The organism is Pantoea sp. Cy-640 (assembly GCF_011752635.1).
Lineage (GTDB): Bacteria > Pseudomonadota > Gammaproteobacteria > Enterobacterales > Enterobacteriaceae > Pantoea > Pantoea dispersa.
The window spans coordinates 158,380-171,975 of record NZ_VWXB01000002.1 but is presented as its reverse complement, the minus strand read 5'-3'; the positions used below and the strand labels follow the sequence as shown (position 1 = coordinate 171,975).

At 59.7% G+C, this 13,596-nt stretch carries 14 protein-coding genes; 7 read left to right on the top strand and 7 right to left on the bottom strand.

What is annotated here, in order from left to right:
• Positions 1–94: 94 nt before the first annotated feature.
• From F3J36_RS06310 to F3J36_RS06285, 6 genes are all read right to left on the bottom strand, one after another.
• A complete protein-coding gene (locus F3J36_RS06310) occupies positions 95–1,210 on the bottom strand; it encodes a M20 family metallopeptidase (RefSeq protein ID WP_166719226.1) in 1,116 nt (371 codons plus the stop codon).
• Complete coding sequence (locus tag F3J36_RS06305) at positions 1,210–1,965, bottom strand: glutamine amidotransferase (protein WP_166719225.1); 756 nt, start codon at positions 1,963–1,965, stop codon at positions 1,210–1,212. The genes F3J36_RS06310 and F3J36_RS06305 overlap by 1 nt, the downstream gene beginning before the upstream one ends.
• Positions 1,966–1,979: 14 nt before the next feature.
• A complete protein-coding gene (locus tag F3J36_RS06300) occupies positions 1,980–3,059 on the bottom strand; it encodes a phosphotriesterase (RefSeq protein ID WP_166719224.1) in 1,080 nt (359 codons plus the stop codon).
• 3 nt (positions 3,060–3,062) lie between these two features.
• Positions 3,063–4,064: an ABC transporter permease gene (locus F3J36_RS06295; RefSeq protein ID WP_166719223.1), complete on the bottom strand. Its 1,002-nt coding sequence runs from the start codon at positions 4,062–4,064 to the stop codon at positions 3,063–3,065.
• Between the two features lie 18 nt (positions 4,065–4,082).
• Positions 4,083–4,829: an ATP-binding cassette domain-containing protein gene (locus F3J36_RS06290; RefSeq protein ID WP_021509459.1), complete on the bottom strand. Its 747-nt coding sequence runs from the start codon at positions 4,827–4,829 to the stop codon at positions 4,083–4,085.
• A 360-nt stretch (positions 4,830–5,189) separates the two neighbouring features.
• Positions 5,190–6,227: a LacI family DNA-binding transcriptional regulator gene (locus tag F3J36_RS06285; RefSeq protein ID WP_058775032.1), complete on the bottom strand. Its 1,038-nt coding sequence runs from the start codon at positions 6,225–6,227 to the stop codon at positions 5,190–5,192.
• A gap of 340 nt (positions 6,228–6,567) precedes the next feature.
• Between F3J36_RS06285 and F3J36_RS06280 the strand changes: the two genes are divergently transcribed.
• On the top strand, positions 6,568–7,518 hold the full coding sequence (locus F3J36_RS06280; protein WP_166719222.1) for a substrate-binding domain-containing protein: 951 nt from the start codon (positions 6,568–6,570) through the stop codon (positions 7,516–7,518).
• Between the two features lie 35 nt (positions 7,519–7,553).
• Here the strand turns inward: F3J36_RS06280 and F3J36_RS06275 are convergent, their stop codons facing one another.
• Positions 7,554–8,417 (bottom strand): PfkB family carbohydrate kinase, encoded by an 864-nt coding sequence (locus F3J36_RS06275; protein ID WP_166719221.1) that lies wholly within the window; start codon positions 8,415–8,417, stop codon positions 7,554–7,556.
• Between the two features lie 27 nt (positions 8,418–8,444).
• On the opposite strand from F3J36_RS06275, the gene F3J36_RS06270 reads away from it, so the two are divergent.
• The 6 genes from F3J36_RS06270 to F3J36_RS06245 are packed head-to-tail and all read left to right on the top strand — an operon-like array spanning position 8,445 to position 13,596.
• Entirely contained in the window at positions 8,445–9,290 is an 846-nt protein-coding gene (locus F3J36_RS06270; protein ID WP_166719220.1) for a BtpA/SgcQ family protein, read from the top strand.
• On the top strand, positions 9,290–9,946 hold the full coding sequence (locus F3J36_RS06265) for a TenA family protein (protein ID WP_058775030.1): 657 nt from the start codon (positions 9,290–9,292) through the stop codon (positions 9,944–9,946). Before F3J36_RS06270 ends, F3J36_RS06265 begins: the two co-directional genes overlap by 1 nt.
• A complete protein-coding gene (locus F3J36_RS06260; protein WP_166719219.1) occupies positions 9,939–10,706 on the top strand; it encodes an ATP-binding cassette domain-containing protein in 768 nt (255 codons plus the stop codon). Before F3J36_RS06265 ends, F3J36_RS06260 begins: the two co-directional genes overlap by 8 nt.
• A 24-nt stretch (positions 10,707–10,730) precedes the next feature.
• Positions 10,731–11,702 carry an autoinducer 2 ABC transporter substrate-binding protein gene (locus F3J36_RS06255; RefSeq protein WP_166719218.1) on the top strand — a complete coding sequence of 324 codons (972 nt, stop codon included), beginning with the start codon at positions 10,731–10,733 and terminating at the stop codon, positions 11,700–11,702.
• A gap of 11 nt (positions 11,703–11,713) precedes the next feature.
• Entirely contained in the window at positions 11,714–12,655 is a 942-nt protein-coding gene (locus tag F3J36_RS06250) for an ABC transporter permease (RefSeq protein WP_166719217.1), read from the top strand.
• Positions 12,652–13,596 (top strand): ABC transporter permease, encoded by a 945-nt coding sequence (locus F3J36_RS06245; protein ID WP_166719216.1) that lies wholly within the window; start codon positions 12,652–12,654, stop codon positions 13,594–13,596. Before F3J36_RS06250 ends, F3J36_RS06245 begins: the two co-directional genes overlap by 4 nt.

Below are 13,596 nucleotides of genomic sequence, written 5' to 3'. Positions count from 1 at the left end.
TTAAAAAGTTGTTATAGCCGACGAGTGTAACAGGCTGCTGGGCGTTTCCGGCGGCGCAGAGGGAAAAAATCCGTTTTAAGCGCATCAGCGGCACTCAGCGCATCCAGTCAGCGATGAGCTGCCCGTAAATCTGCTCTGCCTCGCTCAGACGGCTCACCAGGCAGTATTCATCGGTCTGGTGCGCCTGCGTCGGCTCACCGGGACCGAGAATAATGCAGGGCGGATCGCCGAGCGCCGGCAGCAGCAGCGAGGCATCGGTAAAATAGGGCACGATGCGCGCTTGCGCAGGTTGCTGCGTCACGGCTTCGCAGGCACGGTACACCGACTGAATCCACTGGTGCCGCTCCGGGCTTAGCACCGCCGGCAGATCAACCAGCGTGCTGATGTGCACGCTGTCACCGAGAAAGGTCGCCAGCTGCTGGCGAATCACCGCGTGTTGCAGGTTGGGCGCGCTGCGGATATCCACATCAAACGCGGCGCGGTCCGGCACCGAGTTGATGTTGAGGCCGCCCTCAATGCGGCCGACGTTCAGCGTCGGCTGTTTCATCAGCGGATGCGGCGCGCCCGGTGAAAAGTGACGAATCTTACCCAGCGCATCGGCCGCCAGGTAGATGGCGTTGATGCCCAGCTCCGGCATGGCTCCGTGCGCGGTTTTACCACGCGTTTCGCAGCGCAGCCACAGCGCGCCTTTGTGGCCGATCACCGGCTGGTTGGCGGTTGGCTCGCCCACGATCAGCGCACCAACTTCAGGCAACAGCCCGGCCGCGATCAGCGCCTGCGCACCGTGGCAGCCGGTCTCTTCACCGCCGGTCAGCAGCAGCACCACGCCGCGCCCGGCCATAATCGCCGCTTTGTGCTGCACGCAGGCCAGCACAAACGCCGCGACCGCCGCTTTCATATCGCTGGCGCCGCGTCCGTACAGCCGGTCGCCATCAATGTCGTGACCAAACGGATCAAACTGCCACGGCTGATTACCCAGCGGCACGGTGTCCAGATGGCCGGTAAAGGCCAGCGGTTTGCCCGGCATCTGGCCCGGCAGGCGGGCGATCAGGTTGGCGCGCTGCTCGCCAAACGCCGTCAGTTCGACCACGAAGCCCTGCTCCTGCAGCCACGCGGCGAGGAATTGCACACAGGCCAGCTCATTGCCCGGTGGATTGATGGTGTCAAAGCTCAGCAACTGCTGCGCCAGAGGCAGTGATCGCGCTGGCATCAGTCACGCTCCGTCAGCCAGTCGAGACAGTTAATCCACAGCTGGCGATAGCCCGGCCAGCGGCTGAACTCTTCCGGCAGCCAGTGGGCTGACATGTCACTGGTCCACACCAGCGAGCGGCCTTGCTGATATTCGCGCACCGCCAGCAGCGGATGGCCGGTGCCCGCCACGGTGGCCAGTAGCGTGCCTTCCGGCTGCATCTCCACTTCGTTGTAACCGAGCAGCCACGGCCAGTCGCCGGGAAGATCGGTAACCACTTTGTGTGACGTTGTCACCTCAGTGTAACTGCCTTCCGGCGTTTCGATGCGGTCGTCCCAGGCCAGACAGCGCACCGGCAGCACTTTCTCCACCAGCGTATTGCGATAGCGTGCGCCGCCGTTAATCCCCTGAAAACTGTAATAGCCGCCTACCATCATTAATGCGCCACCCGCGGCAACATAGTCGTGAATCAGCGCCAGGCGATTGGGCGTGCGCCGGCTTTTCAGCCAGGTGTCCGGATGCAGCAGCAGGGTATTGGCACCGATATCGGACAGAATAATCACGTCCCAGCGCTGCAAATCCTCCAGCGTCTGCGGAAAATCAGTGGCGGCGGCGTGAGCCGGCATATGCGTGACGGCATAGGTGCTATCCTGCAGCGCAGCGAGAAAATCCGCCGCACCGCTGTGCCAGGTGGCGGTAGCAAACTGATCAAAGCCTTTTACGTGCATTGCGGTACTGGTCCAGGATTCACCGACCAGCAAGACGTTCTTTTGCATGCCAACTTCTCCGTTTATCCGCCAAACACCCGTTGCGGATTAGTGATCATGAGGGTTTCGAGTTGTTCGCCGCTGACGCCATGACGTTTCAGGCGCGGCACAAAATGTTTGAGGATGTAGCCATAGCCGTGACCGCCGTAGCGCGTCAGCATGGTTTTCAGGAACACGTCCTGGGACAGCAAAATCTGCTGCAGATAACCGTCGTCGATCAGTGCGCAAATGGCGCGCGCGTTCTCCTCATCGGACGGTGACTGCGCCGATTCGTCGGCGTAGTAGTAGCTCATGCCGATCATGTCGTATTCGAGGAACACGCCGCGATCCGCCAGCTCGCGCTGGTAGGTTTTGTCGGCAAAGCTGGGGTTCATGTGACACAGCACGGTGTGGCGCAGATCGGCACCTTCCTGCGCCAGAATATCCAGCACCTTATGGCCGAGCCGCTCCCAGCCTGGCAGATGCACCTGAATCGGTACGCCGGTGGCCGCGCTGGCGCGTCCGGCGGCACGCAGCGATTTTTCTTCATCGGCCGTGAAGCGGCTGGAGATACCGATTTCACCGATCAGCCCGGCCAGCACCTCCGGCTTCTCCGGCAGTCCGCCGAGGTCGTAAATCAGCTTGTCGGTCAGCTGTTCCACGCTGATGGTTTTTACCCACTCCGGATGCGACGGCTCCAGATACAGGCCGGTGCCCATCACAATATTCAGGCCGGTGAGACGGGCGATGCGCTGCAGCGCTTTACCATCGCGGCCGATGCCGATATTGGTCGGATCGATCACCGTTTCGCCGCCCAGCGCGCGGTATTTCATCAGCTCGTCAATCGCGGTATCGACGTCAAACAGCTGGCAGTTGTCGCGACTCATCAGCGGGTTGAGCGACAGCTCGCCTAGGTTCTCGATGCGCACCGGCATTTCAGCAATGTGGCGGTCGCTACAGCAGCAGGGCGGCACCCATTTACCGGAGGCATCCAGTAAAATGTGCTCGTGCATCAGCGTGACGCCCATCTCCGCCACCGGCAGCGGACCGAGCACCGTCATTACCTGACCGCTGCTGACGCCGAGCGGCAACGGATCCGCATGGCGAAAAATTGATCCTTTCATGGGCTATCCTTTGGCGGGCGCGCGGCTCGGGTTGAGAATGCGGGTGTTGAGCCAGATGGCGAGCAGAATGATGGTGCCAGTGGCGATCTGGGTATAAAACGGCGAGATATGCGACAAAATCAGGCCGTTCTGGATAATGGCAATCGACAGCGCGCCGAGCAGCGTACCGATCACAGTTCCAAAGCCGCCAAACAGGCTGGTACTGCCCAGCACCACCGCCGCAATCACCTGCAGTTCAAAACCTTCGCCCTGGTTAGAGGAGCCGCTGCCGAGGCGCGCGGTGATGATCATGCCAGCCAGCGCCGCCGCCATGCCGCTGAGAATGTACACTTTCATGGTCACCGCTTTGGTATTGATACCGCTGCGCCGTGCGCCTTCCGCGTTGGCACCGATGGCGGTGACGTAGCGGCCAAAGCGCAGGTGATTAAGCACAATGTGACCGGCCAGTAGCACCACGATGCCGATCAGCGCCGGCATGGGAATCCCCAGCACCCAGGCGCGACCCATAAATGTGAACAGGCTGTCAGCCGGCACCGGAATCGAATAGCCCTGCGTCACCAGCAGCGCGATGCCGCGCACCACTGCCAGCGTGGCCAGCGTGACGATAAATGCCGGTATCCCTTCCCAGGCGATAAAGAAGCCGTTGATGGCGCCCACCAGCGCGCCGAGCAGCAGCCCGCCCAGCAGCACCACCGGCCACGGCAAGCCCCAGTTATTGAGCGCAATGGCCGACAGCGCGCCCACCAGCGCCAGCGTCGAGCCGACCGACAAATCGATGCCGCCGGTAGTAATCACCAGCGTCATCGCGGTGGCGACGATCAGCAGCGGCGCGCTTTGCCGGATGATATTCAGCCAGTTGGTACTGGTAAGAAAGTTGCTGGTGATCAGCGAAAACACCACGCAGCAAAAGACAAAAAACAGCGCGATGCTCACCACACCCGAATGGTTATGCAACAAGCGGCGCGGCAGAGAGTGCTGGATCATGCGTGAACTGCCTAAATTCATGATGCTCATCCTGTTACCTCAGTGTGCTGCCGCGGACTGCGCGGTAAATTTCTCACCCACGATCAGGTTGACGATATCGCTCAGGCTGGTGTCCGCCACGCGGCGATCGGCGACGTTAGTGCCCTCGTACATCACCATGATGCGATCGCACACCAGGAACAGATCCTGCAGCCGATGGGTGATGAGGATCACGCTGACGCCGCGCGCCGACACGCGGCGAATCAGCTCCAGCACCGCTTCGACTTCCGCTACCGCCAGCGCGGCAGTGGGTTCATCCATAATCAGCACTTTAGGATCGAACGCGGCGGCACGGGCGATAGCAATGGCCTGACGCTGCCCGCCGGAGAGGTTACGCACCAGCAGACGGGTATCGGGAATCGAGATGCCCAGACCTTTAAGCATCTCACGCGCCTGCGCATGCATTGTGGCCTGATCGAGAAACGGCACGCCGAGGATGCGTCTGGTCGGTTCGCGGCCCATGAACAGGTTACCGGCCACATCGACCGTGTCGCATAGCGACAGATCCTGATAAACCATTTCGATATGGCAACGGCGCGAATCCGCCGGATTGCTGAAGTGCTGCTGTTCGCCATCAATGCGGATCGCGCCGCTGGTAGGGATCACCGCGCCGGACAGCACTTTGGTCAGCGTCGATTTGCCAGCGCCGTTGTCGCCCACCAGACCGAGCACTTCACCGGGGGCAAGCTGCAGATTGACGCCGCGCAGAGAACGAATTGAGCCGTAGGTTTTGGTGATGTTAATCATCTCCACCCGGGCCGGAAGAGCTGGTAATTGCTGCATTGGATCACTCCCATCAACGCCTGTGGGAAATGTTTAGCCGGTCGCGAAAAAGAGGCTATCTGACACGATTTACAATCTAGTAAACCGGTTTACCTGTCAGATAAACCCTTAACTCACAGCAACAGGGTAAACGCTACAATGATATTTACTCGCCAGGTATGACATTGCAGCATCCATGCCAGCCTGAATAACAGGCACTGCACTCGCGGCTAACTTGTTGTAATACATCGTATGTTATGTAATCAGCAAGTAAACCGGTTTACTCACTATACCGCTAACGGAAAAAATCGCTCACTTTTTGCGCCATGATTGTGCAGTTTTGCCTCATTTTGGGACATCGCTAACAAATCCCACCGAATCGCGACCGATCCATTCCACCGGTAATCGTGTCTCCATCGGGATGCTGCTGTCGTTGTTGAGCAGGCGCAGCATGATGCTCACCGCCGTGTGGCCCAGCTGGCGCGCTGGCTGGCGGATGGTGGAGATGCGCGGCTGGGTCAGATCGCTGTAGTTGGCGTCATCGAAGCCGACCAGCGATAGCGCCGCCGGTGCCTGCAGGCCGATGGCGCGCAGACCGTCGAGCAGTCCCAGCACCAGATAGTCACTGGCGGCGAACACGGCGCTAGGGCGCGGCGTGCAGCGGAACAGGTGCTGCAACGCCTGCTGACCAAATTCGCGTTCGTAGTTACCATACATCACCCATTGCGGCGGTACGGTTAAACCGGCCTGCTGCATCGCGGTGCAAAAGCCAAGATAGCGTTCGCGCACGCTCATCAGCTGCTCCGGGCCGCCGATAAACGCAATCTGTGTGTGCCCGGCGGCGATCAGCTGCTCGGTGGCCATGCGGCCACCCTGCACGTTATCCGCAAAGACCTTCGGCACGTTACTGCCGGGAATGTCTTCATCCAGCAAAACCACATGGCGCTGGCGCTGGATCTCGTCGCGCAGCAGGCCGTTGTCCGGCCGGTTGGTGGTGAACAGCAGGCCATCCACCTGGCGTGTATCCAGCCAGCGGATAAACTGCGCCTCTTTGTCCGGGTTGTTGCGCGTGATGCACAGCACCAGACTGTAACCGTGCGCTGACGCCGCTTCTTCGGCGGCATCCGCCAGTTCGGCAAAAAACGGGTTAGTGATATCCGGCAGCACCAGGCCTAAGGTTTCGCTGCCGCCTTTGCTTAAACGCCGCGCAAGAGAATTACCGCGATAGTCCAGCGTACGGATCGCGCTTTCAATGCGGTCAACGGTGTCCTGCGGCAACACAATACTGTGATTCAGATAGCGTGACACCGTGGCTTTTGACAGGCCAGCCAGCTTTGCCACGTCAGATAACAACACGCGTTTTGTACTCATCCATTTCGCCATGTTTGCCGGGGTGGCTTATCTGTAACACAGTTAAGCGCGACTAATACAGCGCTTTCCCGATTGCATTGCTGGAGAAATAAACACTTGACAAAAAAATTCGTCGGGCGAATTGTATAAAGCGTTTACCGCAGTACCGGGATTAACTTCCCAACCCGACATTGTTTTTTTCACCCCGCACTCCCAGTGGATGGGATGCCGAAAAAGATAACGCCGGCGGCATCAAAACACGGCATTATCGCCGTGCTCAGAATCATTGAACTGATATTTACCTGCCAAAAAAAACGCTCAGCGGTACGTCGCTGAGAAGCGCTGGTTATTATTATTCCCGACGAGGAACTCAATGATGTCATCTTTCAGCGGAAAACTGCGTTCACTGTTCATCGCGAGTGGTTTACTCGCCGCAGGTTCATTATGCGTTCAGGCTCACGCCGCACCCACTTATGCGTTAGTCCAGATTAATCAGCAGGCGCTGTTTTTTAACCTGATGAATCAGGGCGCACAGGAAGCGGCCAAAGCCAGCGGTAAACAGCTGGTGATTTATAACGCCAACGATAATCCCGTGGCGCAAAACGATGCGATTGAAAACTATATTCAGCAGGGAGTGAAAGGCATTCTGGTGGATGCGATCGATGTCAACGGTATTATGCCAGCGATAAAAGAAGCCGCAGCGGCGAATATTCCGGTGATTGCGATTGATGCGGTATTGCCTGCCGGTCCGCAGGCAGCGCAGGTGGGCGTAGATAACCTCGAAGGTGGAAAAATCCTCGGTAAATACTTTGTCGATTATGTTGCGAAAGAGATGGGCGGCAAAGCGCGACTGGGAATTGTCGGCGCGCTCAATTCGGCCATCCAAAACCAGCGCCAGAAAGGCTTTGAAGAGACGATTAAAAGCAATAGCCAGATAACGGTCGCCGATGTGGTCGATGGCCAGAATATTCAGGATAACGCCATGACCGCTGCCGAAAACCTGATTACCGGCAACCCGGATCTCACCGCGATCTATGCCACCGGCGAGCCGGCGCTGCTGGGTGCCATTGCCGCAGTAGAAAACCAGGGGCGGCAGAAGGACATTAAGGTATTCGGCTGGGATCTGACGGCAAAAGCCATCAGCGGCATTGACGGTGGCTACGTTACCGCCGTGCTGCAGCAGGATCCGAAGAAAATGGGTGAAGAAGCGCTGAAAGCGCTGAATAGCCTGACGGCCGGTAAAACCGTGAGCAAAACCATTCTGGTTCCGGCCACGGTGGTGACCAAAGCCAACGTCGATGGCTACCGTTCGCTGTTTAAGTAACCGCCAGGCGCAGACGCGAACGTCTGCGCCCAGGCTTAGCGCTGTGCCAGAATACGTTGTAATTCATCAGCATCGGGAAACGCGTTCAGCGTGCCGGTGCGACTGACGGTGATCGCCGCCGCCGCGCTGGCATGCTGCAGCGCCAGCAGGTCGGGCGCGACGCCGCGCAGCAGAGCAGACGCCAGCAGCACGGCGAGGAAGGTGTCACCGGCGCCGGTGGTATCGACGGCCGCGACGTTGATCGCCGGGCAGAATACGCGCTGATTGCCGCGTATCAGCAGCGCACCGGCAGCACCCTGGGTAATCACCAGTGTGTTAATGCCGGCGGGTTGCAGCAGATCGGCTTCCGGTTGATTGACTACCGCGATGTCAATCAGTGGCCAGAGATCGGCGAAGTCCGGATTGACCGGTGAAGGATTAAATACCGTGGTTAAGCCGTGCGCTTTTGCCCAGCGAAATAACCGGCGGGTTTTATCCGCAGAAAAATTGCCCTGCTGCAGCAGAATATCGCCGGCAGCGGCATCGGCTAAGTAAGCCAGGATAATATCCGCTGCCAGCGCGTCGGCCGCGGCGGTGGTAGTAATAATGGCATTATCGCCATCGCTGCTATTAAAAATAATTGAGGTGTCACTGTGAGCAGACAAAAACTGAGGCGGCAGTAGGGTTAATTTCTCGTGCCGGATGCGTTCGCGGATCCACTGGCCGTTAATATCATCGCCGGTGGCGCTAATTAAGCGCGTATCGATGCCGCAACGCGAAAGTATGATTGCCTGATTGGCGCCTTTGCCACCGATATCCTGCGCAATTTTTTTGCCATGAATTGAGGCGCCTTTTTCAGGGAGTTGATCGATGGACCAGGTTTCATCCACCACAATATTGCCTGCAACATAGACATGCATAGTTTTCTCGTTAATAAGGTGAAAGAGATGGCTTCTATATCAGCAGAAAAAAGTAACGCGATACAAGATATTTTTTCACGCAGTAAGGCGGTGATTGGTGTTATTCACTGTGATGCTTTTCCTGGCTCGCCGAAATATCGCGGCAAACCGGTGAGTGAAATTATCGATTGCGCCCTGCGCGATGCGGATAATTATCTGGCTGGCGGCGTGCACGGTTTAATTGTTGAGAATCATGGCGATATTCCCTTTGCCAAGCCCGACGATATTGGTCCGGAAACGGCGGCATTTATGGCGGTGATCACCGATAAAATCCGCGAGCGTTTTGCTGCACCGCTGGGAATTAACGTGCTGGCCAATGCGGCAATCCCGGCAATTGCCACGGCATTAGCCGGCGGGGCGGATTTTGTGCGCGTTAACCAGTGGGCCAATGCCTATATCGCCAATGAAGGTTTTATCGAAGGGGCAGCCGCTAAAGCGCTGCGCTATCGCAATCAGCTGCGGGCCGATCACATCCGCGTGTTTGCCGATAGCCATGTTAAACACGGCAGCCACGCAATTGTCGCCGACCGCTCGATTCAGGAGCTGACGCGTGACGTCGACTTCTTCGAAGCCGATGCGGTGATCGCCACCGGCCAGCGCACCGGCGACAGCGCCACGCTGAGAGAGATCGACGAAATCCGCGCCGCAACGGCCTTGCCGCTGCTGGTGGGCTCAGGCGTGACGCCGGACAACGTCTGCCAGATCCTTGGCCGCACGCAGGGGGTGATTGTCGCCAGCACGCTAAAAGTTGATGGCGTGTGGTGGAACCCGGTGGAACTGGCGCGCGTGAAGCACTTTATGGCGGTGGCGCAGGCTGCGCTGGAGGAGGCGTAATGGAAAGCTTCAGCGATCGGCTGCTGACGCAGCATCAGGCGCTGTGGCAGGCGATGCAGCAGCACCGCTTTGTCGTCGACATTGAGCACGATCGGCTGCCGGCCAGCGTGTTTAATCGTTATCTGGTGTTTGAGGGTAACTTCGTCGCCACCGCCATCGCTATTTTTGCGCTGGCGGTGAGCAAGGCGCCCGGCATTCGTCAGCAGCGCTGGTTGATTGGCGTGCTCAATGCGCTGGTGGATACGCAAATCGCCTGGTTTGAGGCGGTGCTGGCGCGGCGCGGCATTCAGCCAGCGGATTATCCCGACGATCTGCCCGGCGTCAGCGCATTCCGCGATGGCATGCTGAAAGTCGCGCAGCAGGGCAGCTATGCGGAAATCATCACCCTGATGTTCGGTGCCGAGTGGATGTATTACCACTGGTGCCTGCGCGTCAGCGCGCAATCGCAGCAGGACGCTGACGTGCGCCGCTGGGTAGAGATGCATGCCGAAGACGAGTTCCATCAGCAGGCGCAGTGGCTGAAAACCGAGCTGGACCAGTGCGCACTGACGCTCAGCGCGGCGCAACAGGCGCAGCTGTCGCAGCTTTACGCCCGCGTGCTGCAGTGGGAGATCGATTTCCACAGCGCGGCTTACCCGGAGAGCGCCCATGACTAGCTGTTTCATCGAAGCGCGCAACATCGGCAAACGCTTCGGCGCGTTAACGGCGCTTAGCCAGGTCAATCTGTCGATCCATCGTGGCGAAGTGCTGGCGCTGCTGGGTGACAACGGCGCGGGCAAATCGACCTTTACCAAAGTGTTATCCGGCGCGTACAGCGCCAGCGACGGCGAGCTGAGGGTAGACGGCAGGGCGGTGAAATTCACCTCGCCGCGCCAGGCCGCCGAGCACGGTATTGCCACCATCTATCAGGAGCTGGCGCTGGCAGAGAATCTGTCGATTGCCGAGAACGTGTTTCTTGGCCGCGAGCTGAAGCGCCGCGTGCTCGGCATTCCGTTTCTGCGCCGCCGCGCGATGCGCGAAACAGTGGATCGACTGCTGACCGAGCTCGATGCGCACATTTCCGATGCCGAAGCGGCGGTCGGCAGTCTGTCCGGCGGCCAGCGCCAGGCGGTGGCGATCTGTCGCGCGCTCAATCTCAACGCGCAGCTGGTGATCATGGATGAACCCACCGCCGCGCTGGCGGTCGCGGAGACGCAGAAAGTCCTGCAACTGACGCGCCGCCTGGCGGAACGCGGCTGCGCCGTGGTGCTGATCAGCCACAACATCAGCGATGTATTTGCCGTGGCCGATCGCATGGTGGTGTTTCGTCGTGGTCGCAAAATCGCCGAGCGCCGTCACGCGGACACCACGCCAGACGAAATCGTTGCACTCATTACCGGTGCGCATCCTGATGCGCGCATTTTCGAAAACACCTAAGCACTCACACCAGGGGAAATCATCATGCATCGCATTGCTACTGCTGTTTGTTCGCTGTCATTGCTGCTATCGGGTTACGCCTTCGCGGCACAAAAGGTGGCCTTCGTGCCGCAAATTATCGGTATTCCCTATTTTCAGGCGATGGAGGCGGGCAGCAAGCGCGCCGCGCACGATCTCGGCGTGGAGTTTGTCTACAGCGGTCCGGTAGATACCAACCCGATGGATCAGCTGCAGATCGTGCAGAACCTGATTGCGCAGAAGGTCAATGCGATTGGCATCAGCGTGCTGGATGCCTCCAGTATTGCGCCGGTGATGGCGCAGGCGCAGGCGAGTAATGTGCATCTGTTCACCAGCGACAGCGATGCGCCCGACAGCGGGCGGCCGGTCTATGTGGCGCAGGCCACCGATGAGGGCCTGGGCGATACGGTGATCGATGAGATGGTCAAACGCGTCGGCGAGCGCGGCAAAATTGGCATCGTCTCCGGCGAAGCCACCGCGTCCAACCTCAACAGCTGGATTGGCTTTATGCAGCAGCGGGTGAAAAGCAAATACCCGCACATTACGCTGCTCAAACCCCAGTACGCCGGCGGCTCCGCCAGCCGCGCGGCGCAAATCACCACCGATTTGATGTCCGCTAACCCCGATCTGAAAGGGGTGATTGCCATGGCCTCCACAACCTGTCCGGGCGTGGCGCAGGCCATCGAAACCGCCGGCAAAAACGGTAAGGTGATTGGCAGCGGTTTCTGCAGCCCGAACACCGCGCGCGCCTACCTGAAAAGCGGGGCGTTTGGCTACACCGTGCTGTGGGACCCGGAAAAGCTTGGCTATCTGACGGTGTGGGCGGGCAAACAGCTGATCGACGGGAAAGCGTTTGCTGCCGAAAATCACGTTCCCGGCTTCGCTCAACCGGTGACCTTTGACAGCAAAACCGGTGTGCTGCTGCTCGGCAAGCCGGCGGTGTTCACCAAAGATAACGTCGACCAGTTCAAATTCTGACGAGGCCTGTGATGCATATGACTTCGCGGGAAATCGTCCTGCTGGCGATCGCCGTGCTGGCTGGCGCCTGCTTTACGTGGTTTTCACCGTGGTTTGCCACCGCTGACAACCTGTTGACCATTCTGCGCAACAGCAGCGAACTGCTGCTAATTGCGCTGGGTATGACGCTGGTCATCGCCATGGGCGGCGTGGACGTCTCGGTGGGCGTGGTGATGGGCGTGGCCGCGTGGGGTATCGGACAACTGCTGATGCTGCAATCCCCGCTGCTGGCGGCGCTGGCCGGACCGCTTATTGGCCTGCTGGCAGGGCTGATCACCGCGCTGGTGGTGGTGATCGGCCGCATTCCTGCGATTGTTGGCACGCTAGGGCTGTTCGGCGTCTGGCGCACGGCGCTGTTTGTGTTGCTGGGCGGGCAGTGGCTTTCCGGTCTGCCGGGCGATCTGACGCATGCGCTGATGCGGCCGCTGCTGGGGCTGCCGCTGATGGCCTGGCTGATTGTCGCGGCCTGGGCGCTGGTATGGCTGGCGCTGCGCCATACGCCGTACGGGTTATGGCTGCTAGCCGCCGGCAACTCCGAAGAAAAAGCGCGGCTGGCGGGCATTCCGGTAACTCAGGTGCGTGTCGCGACCTTTGCCCTCAGCGGCGTGCTGTGCGGCCTGGCCGCCACCTGCTACATCGCCACCTATCGTAACGTGGAGATGACCGTCGGCGGCACGCTGGCACTGGAGGCGATTGCCGCAGTGGTGCTGGGCGGCACGCGCATTACCGGCGGCTCCTGCAGTCTGCTCGGCACGCTGCTCGGCGTGCTGCTGTTGCGCATTCTGCAAAATGGCCTGCTGCTGATTGGCGTGCCCTCGCTGTGGCAAACCGTGGTCACCGGAGCGGTGCTGTTGCTGGTGCTGAGCAGTGAAGCAGCCAGTGGGCGGCTGTTATCGCTAAGGAGGCTGGCATGAAACTGTGGCGCAAAGCCCCCGATCTGACGCTGCTGATGGCGCTGTGGCTGTTGCTGCTGGGCGCCATCGCGATTGTGCTGCCGCAGATGCTGGCGGCATGGTCGCTGACCTCCATCCTGCAGTTTGCCACGCTGTTGTCGCTGGTGGCGCTCGGGCAGTCGCTGGTGGTGATGACTGGCGGCGGCGGCATTGATTTGTCGGTTGGCGGTAACGTTTCGCTCTCGGCGGTCATCGGCATGCTGGCACTCGATCAGGGCATTGCGCCCGGCTGGCTGCCGCTGATTTGCCTGCTGAGCGGTAGCCTGGCCGGCGCACTGAACGGCCTGCTGGTGGCGCGCTTACGCCTCTGGCCGCTGATCGTTACGCTGGGCAGTTTTTATCTGTTTTCCGGCCTGGCGCTGGCATTAACCGGTGGCGCGGCGCTGGCCGGCGTGCCGCCGCTGCTGACGCAGTGGGGCCGGGCGGCCATGCTGTCCGTTCCGTTGCCTTTCTTAACCTGTGTCATCCCGGCGTTTCTGCTGGCGTGGCTGATCCTCAGCAACAGCGCGTGGGGCAAATGGATCTACGCCTGCGGCTTCAACGAGAACGCCACGCGGCTGGTGGGCATTCCGGTCGATCGCCTGCGGCTGCTGGTTTACTGCCTGAGCGGCGCGCTGGCGGGCTGCGCCGGCTTTATTTCCCTGTGCTGGCTCGGCAGCGCCCGCCCGGAAATCGGCGTCAATCTTGAGCTGGAATCGCTGACTGCCGCGCTGCTGGGTGGCGTGGCGATCTTTGGCGGGCGCGGCAGTGTCATCGGCGTTCTCGCCGCCGCGCTGATGCTGGTCACCCTCAAAACCTGCATGTTGCAGCTGGGGCTGAACAGCGTGTGGCAACTGGGCGTGGTGGGCATGCTGTTAATCATGGTGTTAATGGCACAACGACTTTTTATCTATCGGAGATAA

Excerpts from the sequence above, each read along its gene's own strand:
- F3J36_RS06280 (WP_166719222.1), top strand. The coding sequence starts at position 6,568 with ATGATGTCATCTTTCAGCGGAAAACTGCGTTCACTGTTCATCGCGAGT.
- F3J36_RS06300 (WP_166719224.1), bottom strand. The coding sequence starts at position 3,059 with ATGAAAGGATCAATTTTTCGCCATGCGGATCCGTTGCCGCTCGGCGTC.
- F3J36_RS06270 (WP_166719220.1), top strand. The coding sequence starts at position 8,445 with ATGGCTTCTATATCAGCAGAAAAAAGTAACGCGATACAAGATATTTTT.
- F3J36_RS06250 (WP_166719217.1), top strand. The coding sequence starts at position 11,714 with ATGCATATGACTTCGCGGGAAATCGTCCTGCTGGCGATCGCCGTGCTG.
- F3J36_RS06245 (WP_166719216.1), top strand. The coding sequence starts at position 12,652 with ATGAAACTGTGGCGCAAAGCCCCCGATCTGACGCTGCTGATGGCGCTG.
- F3J36_RS06255 (WP_166719218.1), top strand. The coding sequence starts at position 10,731 with ATGCATCGCATTGCTACTGCTGTTTGTTCGCTGTCATTGCTGCTATCG.
- F3J36_RS06290 (WP_021509459.1), bottom strand. The coding sequence starts at position 4,829 with ATGATTAACATCACCAAAACCTACGGCTCAATTCGTTCTCTGCGCGGC.
- F3J36_RS06265 (WP_058775030.1), top strand. The coding sequence starts at position 9,290 with ATGGAAAGCTTCAGCGATCGGCTGCTGACGCAGCATCAGGCGCTGTGG.
- F3J36_RS06305 (WP_166719225.1), bottom strand. The coding sequence starts at position 1,965 with ATGCAAAAGAACGTCTTGCTGGTCGGTGAATCCTGGACCAGTACCGCA.
- F3J36_RS06295 (WP_166719223.1), bottom strand. The coding sequence starts at position 4,064 with ATGAATTTAGGCAGTTCACGCATGATCCAGCACTCTCTGCCGCGCCGC.
- F3J36_RS06260 (WP_166719219.1), top strand. The coding sequence starts at position 9,939 with ATGACTAGCTGTTTCATCGAAGCGCGCAACATCGGCAAACGCTTCGGC.
- F3J36_RS06285 (WP_058775032.1), bottom strand. The coding sequence starts at position 6,227 with ATGGCGAAATGGATGAGTACAAAACGCGTGTTGTTATCTGACGTGGCA.
- F3J36_RS06275 (WP_166719221.1), bottom strand. The coding sequence starts at position 8,417 with ATGCATGTCTATGTTGCAGGCAATATTGTGGTGGATGAAACCTGGTCC.
- F3J36_RS06310 (WP_166719226.1), bottom strand. The coding sequence starts at position 1,210 with ATGCCAGCGCGATCACTGCCTCTGGCGCAGCAGTTGCTGAGCTTTGAC.